Here is a 16,733-nt window from a genome sequence, read left to right on the forward strand (position 1 = left end):
GGCCCCCGAGGCGGAGCACGAGAGTCGGCGCTGCGTGACGGCAGGACGTGGGACCGATGACCACCCTCCTGATCCGGCGATTCCTGACCGACTATGGCCGCAACCGGGCCAACCTCATCCTCTTGCTCCTCGTCCCGGTGGCCTTCGTGGTCGCGGCTGCGCCGGCGCTGGCCGACGCCTCGGCGCTGTTGGGCGGGGCCGGGGGTGGTGCGGCCATCGAGACGGTGACGGCCGGCTGGGCGGCAGGCTTCCTGGCGGGCGTGGCGATGTACTTCCAGATCTCCGGCACGCACGCCGCCGACCGCCGTCTGGTCTTGGCCGGGATGCCGCGGCTGCGCCTGGCAGCGGCCCGGATCGCGACCGGCGTGGCCCTGGGCACACTGGCCAGCCTGACCGCCCTGCTGGCCCTGGCCGCACGCGGCGAGGTGCGCGAGCCCCATAGGGTCATCGTCGGCACCCTCCTCTTCGCCCTGGTCTACGTCGGGATCGGGGCCGTCGTGGGCGCCGCCGTGCCCAGCGCCGTCAACGGCACCGTGCTGCTGCTCTTCATCTGGATCCTCGACGTCTTCTTCGGGCCCACCCTCAGTGGGACGCAGTCCTGGGTGGTCCGCCTCCTGCCGACGCACTTCATCTCGCTCTGGACGGTCGACATCCCCGCCGGACATGCCGGACCCGGGGAACTGGCGTGGTCGCTGGCCTGGACCGTGGCGGCCCTGCTGCTCGGCACGGCGGTGGTGATGGGGCGCCGGCCGGGGCGCCGTGCCCATCGACGCCCGCCGGGCGGTGGGGCACAGTTGCGGACGGGACTGCGCCTCGGCTGGCACGACTGGCGCCGCACCCCGGTGCTCTGGGTCCTGCTCGCCGTCGTGCCCGCCGTGTTCATCCTGCTCTCCGAGGCGATCACCCCGCACGGCCAGACACCGGTCGTGCTGCGCGAGGGCGGTCTCTCCCAGGTGGCGATCGTCGACCCGGCCGAGATCCATGCCGGCACGATGGCTCCCATCGCGGTCGCGTCGTTGGCCACGCTCCTGGGCGTGTTCCTGGTGCTCGACTCCCGGAGCGCGGATCGTCGCCTCGTGCAGGCCGGCGCGCGTCGCGTGGTGCTCGTCATCACCCGCCTGCTGCTCGTCCTGGGCGCGACGGTGGTGGCCACGGTGGTGGCGCTCACGGTGACGGCCACGGTCTTCGAGCCGGGCCAATGGGGCATCTACGCGGCCGGCAACACGCTGCTGGCGGTGACCTACGCCTGCATCGGCATCATTCTGGGGCCGGTGTTCGGGCGGGTGAGCAGCGTGTTCCTGGCGTTCCTGATCCCCTTCCTCGACCTGGGCATCTGGCAGGGTCCGATGCTGCGCGAGGCGCCAGAGGCGTGGACGCGCTGGCTTCCCGGCTACGGTGGCACCCGGGTGCTCATCGACGGCGCGCTCACTGCCGGCTTCGACGAGACCACCTCTCTGCTGGTCGCGTTGGCGTGGCTCGGCGTCCTCCTCATCGCGGCCTGTGTGGTCCTGACTCCGGCGGTGCAGCGGCGCCCCGCGGGGCCGCGGAGTGGCCAGCCAGGGGGGCCTGCAGTAGGGCGCCGCGTCCTTCATCGAACCTTGATGGGGCCTTGACCGGGTGGCGGGGGCGCGGCCGGAAGGGTTCACTGCGTGAACGGCCTACAGACGTCAGGAGCCGCTACGGGGCAGGTCGCGGCCCGCGCTCGCATCACCCTGTTGACCTCCACGGCATGTCACCTGTGCGAGGACGCCCACGACGAGCTGGCCCAGCGTGCCGCGCGTGGTGAGGTCGACCTCGAGGTGGTCCACGTCGACTCCGACACCGGGCGCCATCTCCTTGCCGCGCACCGGCCCACGATGTTCCCGCTCGTGCTGCTCGACGGGCAGCCGTTCAGCAGCGGCCGGCTGTCGCGGGGCAAGCTGAACAAGGCCTTGGCCAAGCGGGGTGCGCGCTGATGGGTACGGATCTGCTCGCCGGCGGGAGTGTGCTGGCGGCCTTCTTCGCCGGGGCGGTCGCCCTCTTCGCGCCGTGCTGCATCGTCTTCCTGGCGCCGTCGTACCTGGCCGCTGCGGTGAAGAACAACCGCTGGCGGCTGCTGCCGTTGACCTTCGTCTTCGCCGCCGGGCTGGCGCTGGTGCTGGTGCCCATCACCCTCGGGGTCAGCCTGCTCGCCGGCGCGATCGCGATGTACCACACCGAGCTCTACTGGGCCGGTGGCCTGCTGATGATCGCGCTGGGCGGGCTGGCACTGACCGGCACGATGTGGTCGATGCCGAGCTTCCTGCGGGCACCCGATGGCACGCGTGGTGACTCGGCGACCTTCTTCAGTCTGGGCGTGTTCTCCGGCATCGCCTCGAGTTGCTGTGCACCGGTGCTGGCCGGCGTCATGACCCTGTCGGCGTTGTCCGGCAACCCGGCCGGCGGGGTGTTGCTCGGGCTGGCGTTCGTCTTCGGGATGGTGCTGCCGCTGCTCATCATGGCGTTGGTGTGGGACGCCGCCGGCCTGCAGAAGCACCGCTGGGGTCAGGCCAAGCCGGTGCGGATCCACCTCGGCGGACGCACGCTGCGCACCAACACCATCAACCTGGCGGTGGCCATCGCCTTCGTCGCCATGGGGATCGGCGTGATCTCGCTGGCCAACTCCACGACCATGACCGGCAACTCCAACTGGTTCCAGCGGGCAGCGGGGCAGGGCGTGATCGCGTTCGCGCAGCGGACCCTCGCCTGGCTCGACCCAGTGCCGGAGCCCGTGCTCGGGCTCGGATTGCTCGCACTGGCCGCGGTCTTCGTCTGGTTCAGCCTGCGCCGCCGGCCCGCCTCGGTGGTCGAAGAGGCGGCTGCCGAGCCGTCGTGCCATGACCATTCCCACTTCGACAAGCCCTCCGGCTCGAGGATGTGACACCCATGACCAGTCAGCAGGATTCTCACCGTGCGGCCGTCCTGGAGGAGGTCCGCCACGATCAGCAGCAGGCCGCCCGTCGCCATGCGCTGCGGACCTACCTGACCGTCGCCGCAGGGCTCGTGGTCATCGCCCTGGTGACGTTCGGCCTCGTCCAGGCCCGCCCGACCTCCACGGCCGCCGAGGGGGCAGGTGCCGCGCCGGCGTTCACGCTCCCGACCACGGCCGGCACGAAGGTCTCCCTCGCCGACTACCGCGGCACTCCCGTGGTGCTCTACTTCAACGAGGGCGCCGGGTGCGGTTCGTGCACCCAGCAGATGGCGGCGATCGAGCAGGACCCCGACTTCGCCAAGGCCGGGATCACCGTGTTGCCGATCGTCATGAACACGGCCGAGCAGATCGCGCCCGATTTGAGGACGTTCGGGGTCACCACCCCCTACCTGCTCGACGACGGCACCACCTCGAAGGCATATGGCGCGCTCGGCAAGGGCATGCATGAGGGACTTCCCGGGCACGGGTTCGTGCTCATCGACGCCGACGGCGTGCAGCGTTGGCAGGGCGACTACCCGTCCATGTGGCTCGACCCGCAGGCCCTGCTCAAGCAGGTCCGGAAATACCTCTGACCCCGCGCCGAGTGATGAATCCGCGTGTCCCACAACGCTCCCACAACCACCGGGGCACGCGGATTCCTCATTCGGCGGTCATGACTCGGCCGGTGTCTCCCGGCCGAGGTAGACGGTGAACCGAGATCCGAGGCCAGGGCCGTCGCTGTGCGCGGAGAGGGCGCCTCCGTGTGCGTCGACGATCGCGCGACTGATCGTCAGGCCGATGCCGGATCCGGAGCGGTCCCGGTCGCGGGCCTCGTCGCCGCGGTAGAAGCGCTCGAAGATGTGCGGCAGCTGCTCCGCCGAGATCCCCTCACCGGTGTCGGTGACGGTGATCGCCACCTCCGCGCCATGCTCGGCCGCCGACAACGTGACCTGCCCACCTGGGGGAGTGTGCCGCAGCGCATTCGTCAGCAGGTTGGCCAGCACCTGCCCCAGGCGCTCGCGGTCGGCGCACACGACGAGCCCGGCAGCACCCGCCTCGTCCACCACCAGACGAACACTCTTGGCGGAGAAGCGATCCCGCAATCCGTCGGCCGACGACGTCAGGACGTCGACGACATCATGATGACGGAGCTCCAGATCGATGACCCCCTCCTCGGCGCGGGAGACCTCGGTGATGTCATCCGCCAGCCGGGTGAGGCGGGCTGTCTGCTCGGACAGCACGGCATGCGCCTGCTGCGCGTCCGTGACGCCGTCGAACATCGCCTCGTGGTAGGCCGTCAGCGTGGCGATCGGGGTGCGCAGCTCGTGGGCGAGGTCCGAGAGCAGCCGGCGACGCGTACCCTCCACGTCTGCCAGACGCTGCGCCAGGTCGTTGAAGGTCGCCGCCAGGGTGTCGAGTTCGGTACCGGAGCCGCCCGTGGGGACCTGGGTGTCATAGTGCCCGCGCGACAGCTCCGTCGCTGCGTCGGTCAGCGCGGTGAGCGGGCGTCGCAGCCGGCCCGTCAGGAACCAGGTCACGGCGCCGGCCGCGACGATCGAGATGATCAGCCCGACCCCCAGGGCGAGGACCGAGGCGTCGCGGTAGGCCAGCTCGATGTGGCGCAGCTCCGGCGAGTTCTCGGCCTGACCGGCGGCGATGAGATGCCCGTGGAAGATCGGTGGGCCCAGCAGGGTGGCGAGCAGGCCGGTGGTCAGCGCGCCGGCGAGCAGCACGATGGCCTGTCCGGTGAGCAGCCGGCTGGTCAACCCGTGGGAGGCCGTGGCGCGACGGGGGATCACCGCCCTCACCCCTTCCCCATCCGGTAGCCGACCCCGCGCACGGTCAGCACATAGCGAGCCGCGTCGGGGGCGTCGCCCAGCTTCCGGCGCAGATTGGCGATGTGGACGTCGACGAGGTGCTCGTCCCCGACCCAGTTCTCACCCCATACCGCGTCGATGAGTTGGCGTCGGGTGAACGCCTGCGACGGCCGGCCGGCCAGCGTGATGAGCAGGTCGCGCTCGGTCGGGGTCAGGGCCAGGGTCTGGCCCGCCAGCCGGGCCTCGCGACCGGCCGAATCGACCTCCAACCCGCCAAACGTCCACGCCGGCTGGGAGGGCTCGGGAGCACTCGTGCGGCGGCTGCGCGGTCGTCGCAGCACGGCCTGCACCCGCGCCACGAGCTCGCGGACGCTGAACGGCTTGGTGACGTAGTCGTCGGCTCCGACGGACAGGCCGACGAGCCGGTCGACCTCGTCGGTGCGGGCCGTCGTGATGATGACGTAGCAGTCGGAGAACGTCCGGATCTGGCGCATCACCTCGACACCGTCGAGCCCCGGCAGCCCGAGGTCGAGGATCACGACATCCGGATCGCGCTCGCGCACGGCGACCACGGCGTCCGGGCCGTTGTGGACGACGTCCGTGGTGTAGCCGGCGCGCGAGAGGTAGGCCGAGACGATGCCGGCCAGCGACTTCTCGTCTTCGACGACCAGGACCAGGGCCGGTGGCTGGTGCTCGGTGGGGGCACTCATGGCCCCAGTGTTCTCCACCGTGGCACGTGGCGAGGAGTCGAGTGCCGATCGGCGGGTCGAATCTTCGTCAGATCTTGAGGATTCGTAGACCCCACCCCCATGGCGCCGGATCGACGCTTGAGGAGTCACGCAGAGGCGTGCGCTTGAACAGGGAGATGGACCGATGATGTGGGGTTGGGGTACTGGGATGGGTTGGGGCATGTGGACGCTCATGCTCCTGGGTACGGCGGCGTTCTGGATCGTCGTGGTCCTCGTGATCCGGGCGATGCTGCCTGGCTCCGGCCCCGGTCGTGTCCCGATGCCGGACCCGCTGGACGTCCTCAAGGAGCGGCTCGCTCGCGGTGACATCGGACCCGAGGAGTATGAGCAGCGCCGTCGGCTGATCACCGGCGGCCATTGACCGCGGTGACACGGACGGCCACCGCCACCGAAGCGCCGTTCCACCTGACCATCGATGAATCCCGAGACGAAGAGGCCTTCATGACACACCTACCCCACCCGACCCGACGGAGCGTGCTGCTCGGCGGCCTGGGCGCCCTCGGCGTGACCACGCTCGGTGCCTGCGCCCGCTCGACCGCGGCGGACAGCGGCATTGCGTCGTCCTTCCCCGGACCGTCCTCCCTCTCACCGACGGCGGGGCAGCGGGTGGTTTCGCGGACGCTGACGGCCCGCCGGCGCACCGTCGACCTCGGCGGACCGAAGGTGTCCACCTGGACCTACGGCAACTCCGTGCCCGGGCCGGTGCTGCGTGCGAACGTCGGTGACGTCCTGCGCGTGACGCTCGACAACCGGCTGCCGGAGGACACGACGATCCACTGGCACGGCATCGCGCTGCGCCAGGCCGCCGACGGCGTGCCCGGCCTGACGCAGAATCCGGTGGCGCCTGGCGAGAAGTTCGTCTACGAGTTCGCCGTGCCGGACCCGGGTACCTACTTCTTCCACCCGCACGTCGGCGTCCAGCTCGACCGCGGGTTGTACGCGCCGCTGATCATCGACGATCCGCGGGAGCCGGGCGACTACGACGCCGAGTGGATCATCGTCCTTGACGACTGGGTTGACGGCACCGGCCGCACCCCGGATGACGTGCTCGAGGAGTTGATCGCGGCCGGCGGGTCGGGTGGGTCCGGCGGCATGGGTGGGATGGACCACGGCTCCGGCGACATGGGTGGGATGGACCACGGCTCCGGCGACATGGGTGGGATGTCCATGGGCGCCTCGCCGTGGGGTGACGCCGGCGATGTCACCTACCCGTACTTCCTCGTCAACGGCCGGGTGGCGACGGCCCCGGAGACGTTCCGTGCCAAGGCCGGTCAGCGCGTCCGGCTGCGGATCATCAACGCCGCGTCCGACACGATCTTCACCGTCGCGCTCGGCGGGCACCGACTGCGGATCACGCACACCGACGGCTTCCCGGTGAAGCCGGCGGAGGTCGACGCCTTCTACATCGGGATGGGGGAGCGGTACGACGCCATCGTCACGCTGGAGGACGGTGTCTTTCCGCTGGTCGCGCGACCCTTTGGCAAGACGAGTGGCGGCCAGGCCGTGGCCTTGGTCCGGACGGCTTCGGGACGGGCCCCATCGGCCGGCGTCAACCCGAGCGAGCTCAGTGGGCAGGTGCTCATCGGCTCGGATCTGCAGCCGGCGGAGTCCGCCCGACTCGCGGACCGGGATGCCGACGCGCAGGTCGATCTGGCCCTCCAAGGCTCGATGCAGCCCTATCAGTGGGGCATCAACGGAGCGCCGTTCGGTCAGAACGAGGCCCTGCACGTAGGCGAGGGGCAGCGGCTGCGGATCAAGGCCGTCAACCAGACCATGATGACCCACCCCCTGCACGTGCACGGGCACACCTTCGCGCTGCCGTCGGGCCTGCGCAAGGACACCCTTCTGATGGCCCCGATGGAGTCCTTCGCGCTCGAGGTCGAGGCCGACAACCCGGGGAACTGGGCGGTGCACTGCCACAACGCCTACCACGGCGAGGCCGGGATGATGATCGCGCTGAACTACTCCTGACCTCAACGTTCGTCCTGGCCGGCTGACCTCACCAGTACAGCCGCGACTCCACATCGTCGATGCCCTTGAGCGCGTCGTGGTCGGCACGACGCAGCGGATGCCCGGTCCTCGGCCACCGCGAGTGCCGACGACATCGCCCCCCTCACGGTTCGAGGTATGACCGACCGCTGTAACGGTCGGTCATACCTCGAACCGCGAGAGGGCGGGAGTGCGGTAGGGGCGGCTGGGCCTACACGTGGTCCGCCAGCTCAACACACCAACCTTGGGATTTCCTGTGTGAACTGCACGCATGCGGGTGTACCCTACGGGTCTGGACGGCAGCGCTGTCCACAGAGGCGGCGTGACTCGCCGCCAGTAGATCCAGAAGACCCTCTCGGGCCATGGGACGTGCTTGGCTCACGCCCGCCCACACACAGCAGCCCTACGTGGGGCGATGTGGCCCTGCGTGCCGCTGCCGATCGTCGGTCGTCGACGCCCGGACGGCCATGATCAGAGGATTTCGCATGTTCTCAGCACATCGTCGTGCTCGTCGTGCTCGCCGAACACGGCCAACCACGCGCGCCACCGTGACGCGAACGCTCATCGGTTCCGTCCTCGCGTTGCTCCTTGCTCTCACGGCATGGGTTCCAACGGCTTTCGCCAACCATTATCAGGCCTCGCTCGACGGAAATGGGGTTCAGCCGCCGAGCATCTTCCAGATCGACAATGACGCCAACCTCGTCGTCGACCCCAGCACCGCGGCCACCAAGGACTGGGCCAACGTCACCCAGACCTTCAGCGTCGACAAGCCGACGGGCCAGACCGACAACTCGTACAAGGGCGGCGTCAAGGAGGACACCACCTGTCCGGATGAGACCACCGGCAGCATCCCGAACAACAAGAGCGACCTGCTCCAGTTCGGTACGTGGACCGAGGATGGGTCACCGGGCTACCTCCACATGTACTGGGTCCGGGTGAGCGACCCGTCCGGCACGACGCTGATGGACTTCGAGTTCAACCAGTCCACGGCGACCTGCGCCATCGGCCCGAACAAGGTGCGGACCGACGGCGACCTGCTCATCGAATACTCCATCGTTCAGGGTGGTGCCCGCGCGGTCATGACCTTGCGGCGCTGGAGCAGTGCCAACCAGGCCTGGGGCAACCCGGTCGACATCACCAGCGACGCCCACGCCGCCGGCACCATCAACGAGACCGCCATTCCGGCCGGTACCGACCAGCTCGACCTCGACGGCAACGGGACGCTCGACCCCATGCCGGCGATGAGTCCTCGCACGTTCGGCGAGGCCTCGGTCGACCTCAACGTCATCTTCGACAGCACCAAGTGCCAGTCCTTCGGGTCCGCGATGCTCAAGAGCCGGTCCTCCGACTCCTTCACGTCACAGCTCAAGGACTTCATCAGCCCGATCCCGCTGACGCTGACCAACTGCGGCAAGGTCCAGATCACCAAGCAGACCGACCCCGACAAGGCCACCCAGTCGTTCGACTACACGAAGACGTTCGCGACCGACCCCACATCGGCCAACACCTTCTCGCTCAAGGACGACGAGACGAAGTCGTTCGACAACGTGCTCTTCGGCAGCGGCTACACGGTCACCGAGAACGCCCTCCCGACCGGCTGGAGCTTCGTCAACCTCGATTGCTCGGCCAGCACGGGCGGAGTCTCGTACACGGTGGACCAGAGCACTCGAACGGTGACGTTCTCGATCGGGGACGCCAATGACTTCCTCAAGTGCACCTACTCCAACAAGGCACTGGCCAAGTTGACCGTCGTCAAGAAGGTCAACGACAGCCCCAGCGGCCAAGCGTTCGCGTTCACCAGCACCGGTGGGCTCAGCCCGTCCAGCTTCTCGCTGACCCCGACCGGCACGGGCACCGCCGGGGCGGACTCGAAGGTCTTCGACAACATCGCGACCGGTCCGTACTCCGTCGCCGAGACCGTGCCGGCCGGCTGGAACCTCGCCGGCGCGACCTGCAGCAACGGCAACGACCCCTCGGCCATCACGCTCGCCGCCGGTGATGACGTGACCTGCACGTTCACCAACGAGCGGGAGCGCGGTGCGATCGAGATCACGAAGACGCGCAAGCACGCGGCCGCGACCGGTGGTCAGGGTCCGCAGTCCGGCGTGTCCTTCACCGTGACCGGCACGAACCTCGGCGAGTCGAAGAACGTCACGATCACCACCGACGCCGCCGGCAAGGCGTGTGTCTCGGGGCTGCTCTACGGCGCCTACACCGTCAAGGAGTCCGTCCCGGCCGGGTACGTCAACCACAACGACAGCAAGTCCGTGACCGTCTCGGCCGAGGCGAACTGTGGCTCGGCCGTGGCCGCCGCCGCGCCGGTGTCGTTCGTGAACACGCCGCTGACCGACGTCACGGTGGACGTCAAGAGCCAGATCCCGGGCGGCACGGCCTCGACGATCAGTTGTGTCGATGGCGACGGCACCCTGGTCAAGCGTGACCTGACCAACGCGCCCGGCGATGTCTCGCTGTCGATGAAGGACCTCGAGCCGACCGCGCCGAAGACCACGCTGGTCTGCACCATCGTCGTCGACCCGTGACACGTCGGGCCTGACCCAGGTCTGCGCCCCCTGTGGAAGACTCGCGGCATGCCCCGGGCCAACCGCAACCGTCGGGACCACGTACCGCTGAACCTGGAGCGGCTACGTGGTCTCGACGCGCGGGTGACATGGTCGGGGCGCACCTGGTTCGTCCGGCAACTGAGCGGAGCGTCGTCGACGCGCGCCTATCGCTGCCCGGGCTGCCAGCAGGAACTCCTGCCCGGCACACCACACGTCGTCGTCTGGCCGGTCGACGGGCTCGGCGGGGTCGACCACCGTCGGCACTGGCACAACTCCTGCTGGAAGGCCCGTGATCAGGGGCGCTCCGGCGGCGGCCGGATGTGACGACGCTCCGCCCCTCAAAGTCGCATTCGAGGTATTGGCGACCGCTGCAACGGTCGCCAATACCTCGAATCGCGTGGGGGCGCGGGGGCGCGGGAAGGGATCAGACGTTGCGGAAGCGGTTGATCTCCGTCTCGAACTGGGCACGCTTCTCGGTGTCGGTGACACCCAGGCCGGCCTCGGGAGCGAGGGTGAGCACGCCGACCTTGCCCTGGTGCTTGTTGTGGTGCACGTCGAGCGCGGCCTGACCGACCTCGTCGAGGGCGTAGGTCTTGCTCAGCGTCGGGTGCACGAGGCCGCGGTTGATGAGCTCGTTGGCCTCCCACGCCTCGCGGTAGTTCGCGAAGTGGCTGGAGATGATCTTCTTGAGGTTCATCCACAGGTAGCGGTTGTCGTACTCGTGCATGTAGCCCGAGGTGGACGCACAGGTGACGATGGTGCCACCCTTGCGCGCGACGTAGACCGAGGCGCCGAAGGTCTCGCGACCCGGGTGCTCGAAGACGACGTCCACGTCGTGGCCACCGGTGAGCTCGCGGATCTTGCCGCCGAGGCGCTTCCACTCCTTCGGGCTCTGCGTCCCGTCCTCGTTCCAGAAGCGGTAGCCCTCGGCGCGGCGGTCGATGACGTGCTCGGCGCCCATGGCGCGGCAGAGGTCGGCCTTGTCGGGGGAGGAGACGACACAGATCGGCTCGGCACCGGAGGCCAGCGCCATCTGCGTGGCGTACGAGCCCAGACCACCCGAGGCACCCCAGATGAGCACGCGGTCGCCGAGCTTGAGGGCGGCGCCGTTCTTCGAGATGAGCTGGCGGTAGGCGGTGGAGTTCACCAGACCGGGGGAGGCGGCCTCCTCCCACGACAGGTGGGCCGGCTTCGGCATGAGCTGGTTGGCCTTGACGATGGCGAGCTCGGCCAGACCACCGAAGTTGGTCTCGAAGCCCCAGATCCGCTGCTGCGGGTCCATCATCGTGTCGTTGTGGCCGTCGGCGTCCTCGAGCTCGACGCTCAGGCAGTGCGCGACGACGTCGGTGCCCGGCTTCCACTTGGTCACGCCGGGGCCGGTGCGCAGCACGACGCCGGCCAGGTCGGAGCCGACGATGTGGTACGGCAGGTCGTGGCGCTTGGCGTACTCCGAGGTGCGGCCGTAACGCTCGAGGAAGCCGAAGGTCGGCAGCGGCTCGAAGATCGAGGTCCACACGGTGTTGTAGTTGATCGCGGAGGCCATGACGGCCACGAGCGCCTCACCGGGAGCGAGCTCCGGCAGCGCGACCTCGTCGACATGCAGCGACTTGCGAGGGTCCTTGTCCCAGGTCGCGACACCCTCGAACATGCCGGTCTCGTCCTTGTGGACGGTGGCGGCCCGGTAGGACTCGGGAAGCGCCATCCCTGCAAAGGTGGCTTCGGTGCGGTCGCCCGCCATGATGGCGTCGCGGATCTGCTCCATGGACATGTGATTCCTCAGTCCTCTTGGGTTTCGGATACTTGAGGTGGAAGTTACTGGCAATTCAGGTGACGGGGGAGTGCCCGAGCGGGTGATGTCACTCACCCCGCCACGCGTGCCGCGACCTGATCAGTGCCCCTCGGAGCTCGGTTCGACGAGTTCGACGAGCACGCCACCGGCGTCCTTCGGGTGAATGAAGTTGATACGCGAGTTCGACGTGCCGCGCTTGGGCTCGGGGTAGAGCAGGCGCACGCCGCGCTCGCGCAGGGTGGCGCTGACGGCGTCGATGTCCTCGACACGATAGGCCATCTGCTGCATGCCCGGGCCGCTCTTGCCGAGGAACTTGGCAATCGTCGACTCCTCGTTGAGGGGAGCGAGCAGCTGGATGTGCGAGCCGGAGCCGCCCACGGCCATCATGGCCTCGCGCACACCCTGCTCCTCGTTGACCTCCTCGTGCGCCAGGGTCATCCCGTAGGTGTCCCGGTAGAAGGCGATGGCGACGTCGAGGTCGGGAACGGCGATGCCGACGTGGTCGATGGCGGTGAACAGATCAGTCATGCCGCCCAGAGTATTGATCGCACGGGCCGCGCGGGAGTCCGGCGACACAGGTGTGAGATGTGGCACCGTCCGCGCTCCGGTTGGCCCCTCGTGCGGCGTGGCACGGCTGGGTAGGCTGGCAGGTACGCGGATCGCGGTGACCCCGCCGGCCGATCCATCCGTCTCCGACCCCACTGGAGTGTCTCGCATGAGCGATCGTCCCGTTTCCGTCATCGTTGCCGGTGCTCGCACGCCCATGGGCCGCATGAGTGGCTCCCTGAAGGGCTTCTCGGCCTCCGACCTCGGCGCCGTCGCCATCAAGGGCGCCCTGGACAAGGCCGGCGTCAAGGGTGAGGACGTCGACTACGTCATCATGGGCCAGGTCCTGTTCGCCGGTGAGGGCCAGATCCCGGCCCGCCAGGCCGCCGCCAAGGCCGGTATCCCGCTCGACGTCCCGGCCCTGTCGGTCAACAAGGTCTGCCTCTCCGGTGTCGACGCCATCGCGCTGGCCGACCAGCTCATCCGCGCCGGCGAGTTCGAGATCATCGTCGCCGGTGGTCAGGAGTCCATGACCAACGCGCCGCACCTGCTGACCAAGTCGCGTGACGGCTACAAGTACGGCGACGTCAACGTCAAGGACTCGATGGCCTTCGACGGTCTGCACGACATCCTCACCAACCAGGCGATGGGTTCCCTGACCGAGGCGTACAACGTCGACGAGGCCGCCACGACCCGCGAGGAGCAGGACACGTTCGCGGCGCGGTCGCACGAACTGGCCGCCAAGGCGTGGGCCAACGGCGTGTTCGACGACGAGGTCGTCACCGTCGAGATCCCGCAGCGCAAGGGTGACCCGGTGGCGTTCCGCGCCGACGAGGGCATCCGCGCCGAGACGACCGTCGAGTCCCTCGGCAAGCTGCGCCCGGCGTTCTCCAAGGACGGCACCATCACCGCCGGTTCCGCGTCGCAGATCTCCGACGGCGCGGCGGCCGTGGTCGTCATGAGCAAGGCGAAGGCCGAGGAGCTCGGTCTGACCTGGCTGGCCGAGATCGGCGCCCACGGCGTCGTCGCCGGCCCGAACTCCTCGCTGCAGGACCAGCCGGCCAACGCCATCGCCAAGGCCTGCGAGAAGGAGGGCATCACCCCCGCCGACCTCGACGTCGTCGAGATCAACGAGGCCTTCGCGGCCGTGGGCATCGCCTCGACCCGCAAGCTCGGGATCGACGCGGAGAAGGTCAACCCCAACGGTGGCGCCATCGCCATGGGTCACCCGCTGGGCATGTCCGGCGCCCGCATCACCCTGCACCTCGCGCTCGAGCTCGCGCGTCGCGGCGGTGGTGTCGGTGCCGCCGCGCTGTGCGGTGGCGGTGGCCAGGGCGACGCGCTGATCCTGCGCGTTCCTGCTCAGTCCTGATGTCACGCGCCGTCGACGTCCCGGCCTTGGTCGAGCAGGCCAGGGCCGGGGCGCCGCGGGCGGTGGCCAGGCTGATCTCGCTCGTCGAGAGCGCCCACCCGGCGTTGCGTGAGGTCATGGCGGCGCTGATGCCGCACACCGGCCACGCGCACGTCATCGGCATCACCGGCTCGCCGGGGGCCGGCAAGTCCACGACGACGAACATGCTCGTGACGCAGCTGCGTCGGGCCGGCAAACGCGTCGGCGTGCTCGCCGTCGACCCCTCGTCCCCGTTCTCCGGCGGAGCGTTGCTCGGTGACCGGATCCGGATGGGTGACCACGCGTCCGATCCGGGCGTGTTCATCCGCTCGATGGCCAGTCGCGGTCACCTCGGCGGGCTGTCCTGGTCGACGCCGCAGGCCCTGCGGGTGCTCGACGCCGCCGGGTGCGATGTCATCATCGTCGAGACCGTCGGGGTGGGGCAGTCGGAGGTCGAGATCGCCGGGTTGGCCGACACGACGATCGTGCTGCTCGTGCCCGGTATGGGCGACGGGATCCAGGCGGCCAAGGCGGGCATCCTCGAGATCGGGGACGTGTTCGTCGTCAACAAGGCCGACCGTGACGGGGCCGACGCGACGGTGCGCGACATCCGGCACATGATCGCGATGTCGGACCGCACCGAGCCCGGCCGGTGGCGCCCGCCGGTGCTCAAGACCGTGGCCGCCCGACTCGAGGGTGGCGCCGAGGTGGTCGCGGCCCTGGACGAGCACGCCGCGTGGATGACCGCCAACGGCACGCTCCACCGGCGGCGCGTGGCCCGGGCGGTGAACGAGGTCGAGGCGCTGGTGCTGGCCGAACTGCGCTCCCGCATGGGTGACCTGCGCGAGGGCCACCGGGTCGAGGAGCAGGCGGCGGCCGTCGTGGAGCGCCGGACCGATCCGTACTCCGCCGCGGATCGCGTGCTCGCCGCCCTGAACTGAGGCCGTGGCTAGGATGGCGGATGTGAGCGGTGCGCCCTCGAAGCCGATCCCGCCGTCCGATCAGACGTGGCTGCACATGGATCGACCCAACAACCTCATGCACGTGCGCTCGCTGATGTCGTTCGATGGGGAGCCCGATCTCGACTCCGTCCGGTCCGTCCTGCGGGAACGGCTCATCGACCGCTACCCCGTCTTCAGCCGGCGTGCGGTCCAGCGCGGCAGCGCGTGGTACTGGGAGAACGACGCCGACTTCGACCTGACCCACCACGTGGGTGAGGTCCGGCTCGACGGCGATGAACGAGACCTCCGGCGGTGGATGGGCGAGCGCTTCAGCGAACCGTTCGACCCCGACCGGCCGTTGTGGGACGCCACCCTCGTGTCGGGGATCGAGGGGCGCGGTGCCGTGCTGTTCTGTCGCTTCCACCATGCCCTCGCCGACGGGGTGCGCCTGACCCAGCTGTTGTTCTCGCTGTGCGACCCGATCGACGGCGCTCCGCAGACCGCGTCGGTGGGTCGAGAACCGGCCGCCGGCGGACTGCTCTCGACCGGCGCCAAGGCCGTGCGTCAGGGCCTGGGCGACCTCGTCGACGTGAGCGTGGGCGCGATGCTCTGGCCGGTGCGCGCCGCCGGCTCGCTCGGCTCCTCACTGCGGGCGGGGCTGGGTTTCGTGCGACACCCGCGCCGGCTCGTCACCGCTGTCGAGGGCATTGTCTCCGACGACAATGCCTCCGTCAACACCGCGGCCGAACTCAGTCGCCTGCTCGCGACACCGCCCAACACCGGCGCGGCCTGGTCTGGGGTGCCCGGGGTGGCCAAGCGGGTCGCCTGGGCCGACGGTCTCGACCTCGACCGGATCAAGGAGATCGGACGCGAGGACGACGCCACCGTCAACGACGTGCTCATGGGCCTGGTCGCGCGCGGCGTCGAACGGTACCTCACGGAGCGGGGCACGCCGCAGCCCGAGATCGCCTGGCTGGTCCCGGTGTCGCTGTTGCCGTTCGACGACAACCTCCCCGAGGAACTCGGGAACCACTTCGCCCTGGTGTTCCTGCCGATGCCGTTGCGCAACGCCGACCTGCGGGCCGCGATCGCGACGATGCAGGAGCGGATGAGCCGCGTCAAGAACAGCGTGCAGCCGAGCATCACCTTCGGCCTGCAATGGATGATCGCGCAGACCCCGCAGGCCATCGCGTATCGCGTGACCAACTACTTCGCCAACAAGACCGCCGGGTTGCTGACCAACGTGCCGGGCCCGCGGCAGGCGATGACGTTCGCCGGCGTGCCGGTGGCCGGGGTGCTGGGGTGGGTCCCCACGTCGGGCAACCAGAGTGTCGGGTTGTGCATCTTCAGCTACGACGGCCAGGTGAGCATCGGCATCAGCGGCGACGCTGTCCTGGTGCCGGATCCGGAGCGCATCGCCGAGCTCATCGTCGAGGAGTTGGCGGCCCACGGGTAGGGCCGCGCACGCGGAGGGCGGGGGAGCGCAGCATCACCCGTTACCGTGGGGGCGTGCTTCTTGCCTTTTCGATCGCCCCATCCGGACCCGATGGCTCCGGCTCGTACTCCGCCGCCGTCGCCGACGCCGTGCGGATCGTGCGCGAGTCCGGCCTGCCCAATCGCACCGACGCCATGTTCACCACCCTCGAGGGGGACTGGGACGAGGTGATGGCCGTCGTCAAGGCGTGCGTCGACGCGATGGCCCCCTACGGCGATCGTGTCTCGTTGGTGATGAAGGCCGACATCCGCCCCGGGTACACGGGCCAGTTGACCGCGAAGGTCGACCGGGTCGAGGCCCGCCTGACGAACGGAGCGCAGCAGTGAGCGTTCTCATTCGCCGCATCGTCGGCGCGGTCGTCGCGATCCTGGGGATCGTCGTGCTGGCCACGGTGCTGCCCGTCCTGTCGCACATCGGCAGTGGCGGTCGCGCGACGTTCACCGCCGCGGTCGACACCGACGGCATCGTCTCGCTCGACCCGCAGGTGCTCAACCGGGTCGACGCGCCCGTCGAAATCACGGCTCGAG

17 protein-coding genes are annotated in these 16,733 nt (G+C 69.4%); 13 read left to right on the top strand and 4 right to left on the bottom strand.

Annotation, left to right across the window (positions count from 1 at the left end):
- Positions 1-56: 56 nt before the first annotated feature.
- The 4 genes from KD1_RS16450 (at position 57) to KD1_RS02820 (ending at position 3,522) form a co-directional block, all read left to right on the top strand.
- Positions 57-1,613: an ABC transporter permease gene (locus KD1_RS16450; protein ID WP_157073126.1), complete on the top strand. Its 1,557-nt coding sequence runs from the start codon at positions 57-59 to the stop codon at positions 1,611-1,613.
- 102 nt (positions 1,614-1,715) lie between these two features.
- The gene (locus tag KD1_RS02810; RefSeq protein ID WP_245627249.1) at positions 1,716-1,955 is read left to right on the top strand and encodes a glutaredoxin family protein; all 240 of its coding nucleotides are present in this window, start codon (positions 1,716-1,718) and stop codon (positions 1,953-1,955) included.
- Positions 1,955-2,899 (top strand): cytochrome c biogenesis CcdA family protein, encoded by a 945-nt coding sequence (locus KD1_RS02815; protein WP_068397217.1) that lies wholly within the window; start codon positions 1,955-1,957, stop codon positions 2,897-2,899. Before KD1_RS02810 ends, KD1_RS02815 begins: the two co-directional genes overlap by 1 nt.
- Before the next feature lie 5 nt (positions 2,900-2,904).
- Entirely contained in the window at positions 2,905-3,522 is a 618-nt protein-coding gene (locus KD1_RS02820; protein WP_068397221.1) for a peroxiredoxin family protein, read from the top strand.
- Positions 3,523-3,600: 78 nt separating this feature from the next.
- On the opposite strand, the gene KD1_RS02825 is transcribed toward KD1_RS02820, so the two are convergent.
- Both KD1_RS02825 and KD1_RS02830 read right to left on the bottom strand, forming a co-directional pair.
- A complete protein-coding gene (locus KD1_RS02825) occupies positions 3,601-4,728 on the bottom strand; it encodes a sensor histidine kinase (protein ID WP_068397224.1) in 1,128 nt (375 codons plus the stop codon).
- A 5-nt stretch (positions 4,729-4,733) separates the two neighbouring features.
- On the bottom strand, positions 4,734-5,456 hold the full coding sequence (locus KD1_RS02830; RefSeq protein ID WP_068397227.1) for a response regulator: 723 nt from the start codon (positions 5,454-5,456) through the stop codon (positions 4,734-4,736).
- A gap of 199 nt (positions 5,457-5,655) precedes the next feature.
- Here KD1_RS02830 and KD1_RS02835 point away from each other — a divergent pair, with 199 nt between their 5' ends.
- The 4 genes from KD1_RS02835 to KD1_RS02850 all read left to right on the top strand — a co-directional run bounded on the left by KD1_RS02835 (position 5,656) and on the right by KD1_RS02850 (position 10,369).
- A complete protein-coding gene (locus KD1_RS02835; protein ID WP_245627250.1) occupies positions 5,656-5,856 on the top strand; it encodes an SHOCT domain-containing protein in 201 nt (66 codons plus the stop codon).
- Between the two features lie 80 nt (positions 5,857-5,936).
- The gene (locus tag KD1_RS02840; RefSeq protein ID WP_068397266.1) at positions 5,937-7,466 is read left to right on the top strand and encodes a multicopper oxidase family protein; all 1,530 of its coding nucleotides are present in this window, start codon (positions 5,937-5,939) and stop codon (positions 7,464-7,466) included.
- 566 nt (positions 7,467-8,032) lie between these two features.
- Positions 8,033-10,024 (top strand): MSCRAMM family protein, encoded by a 1,992-nt coding sequence (locus tag KD1_RS02845; protein ID WP_068397233.1) that lies wholly within the window; start codon positions 8,033-8,035, stop codon positions 10,022-10,024.
- 48 nt (positions 10,025-10,072) lie between these two features.
- Positions 10,073-10,369: an Rv1322 family protein gene (locus KD1_RS02850; RefSeq protein WP_068397237.1), complete on the top strand. Its 297-nt coding sequence runs from the start codon at positions 10,073-10,075 to the stop codon at positions 10,367-10,369.
- A gap of 100 nt (positions 10,370-10,469) precedes the next feature.
- Here the strand turns inward: KD1_RS02850 and ccrA are convergent, their stop codons facing one another.
- A complete protein-coding gene (gene ccrA / locus KD1_RS02855) occupies positions 10,470-11,807 on the bottom strand; it encodes a crotonyl-CoA carboxylase/reductase (protein WP_217995782.1) in 1,338 nt (445 codons plus the stop codon).
- Positions 11,808-11,933: 126 nt separating this feature from the next.
- Complete coding sequence (mce, locus tag KD1_RS02860; protein ID WP_068397268.1) at positions 11,934-12,362, bottom strand: methylmalonyl-CoA epimerase; 429 nt, start codon at positions 12,360-12,362, stop codon at positions 11,934-11,936.
- A gap of 187 nt (positions 12,363-12,549) precedes the next feature.
- On the opposite strand from mce, the gene KD1_RS02865 reads away from it, so the two are divergent.
- The 5 genes from KD1_RS02865 to KD1_RS02885 all read left to right on the top strand — a co-directional run.
- Positions 12,550-13,752: an acetyl-CoA C-acetyltransferase gene (locus KD1_RS02865; protein WP_068397243.1), complete on the top strand. Its 1,203-nt coding sequence runs from the start codon at positions 12,550-12,552 to the stop codon at positions 13,750-13,752.
- Positions 13,752-14,711, top strand: a complete 960-nt coding sequence (gene meaB, locus KD1_RS02870; protein ID WP_068397246.1) for a methylmalonyl Co-A mutase-associated GTPase MeaB — start codon at positions 13,752-13,754, stop codon at positions 14,709-14,711. Before KD1_RS02865 ends, meaB begins: the two co-directional genes overlap by 1 nt.
- Before the next feature lie 22 nt (positions 14,712-14,733).
- Positions 14,734-16,167: a WS/DGAT domain-containing protein gene (locus tag KD1_RS02875; protein ID WP_068397250.1), complete on the top strand. Its 1,434-nt coding sequence runs from the start codon at positions 14,734-14,736 to the stop codon at positions 16,165-16,167.
- A 53-nt stretch (positions 16,168-16,220) separates the two neighbouring features.
- Positions 16,221-16,532, top strand: a complete 312-nt coding sequence (locus KD1_RS02880) for a thiamine-binding protein (RefSeq protein ID WP_068397254.1) — start codon at positions 16,221-16,223, stop codon at positions 16,530-16,532.
- The coding region (locus KD1_RS02885; protein WP_157073127.1) for a hypothetical protein at positions 16,529-16,733 on the top strand (205 nt) is incomplete at its 3' end. The genes KD1_RS02880 and KD1_RS02885, both read left to right, overlap by 4 nt.

It is taken from the genome of Kribbia dieselivorans NBRC 106261, from assembly GCF_001552435.1.
GTDB lineage: Bacteria > Actinomycetota > Actinomycetes > Actinomycetales > Dermatophilaceae > Kribbia > Kribbia dieselivorans.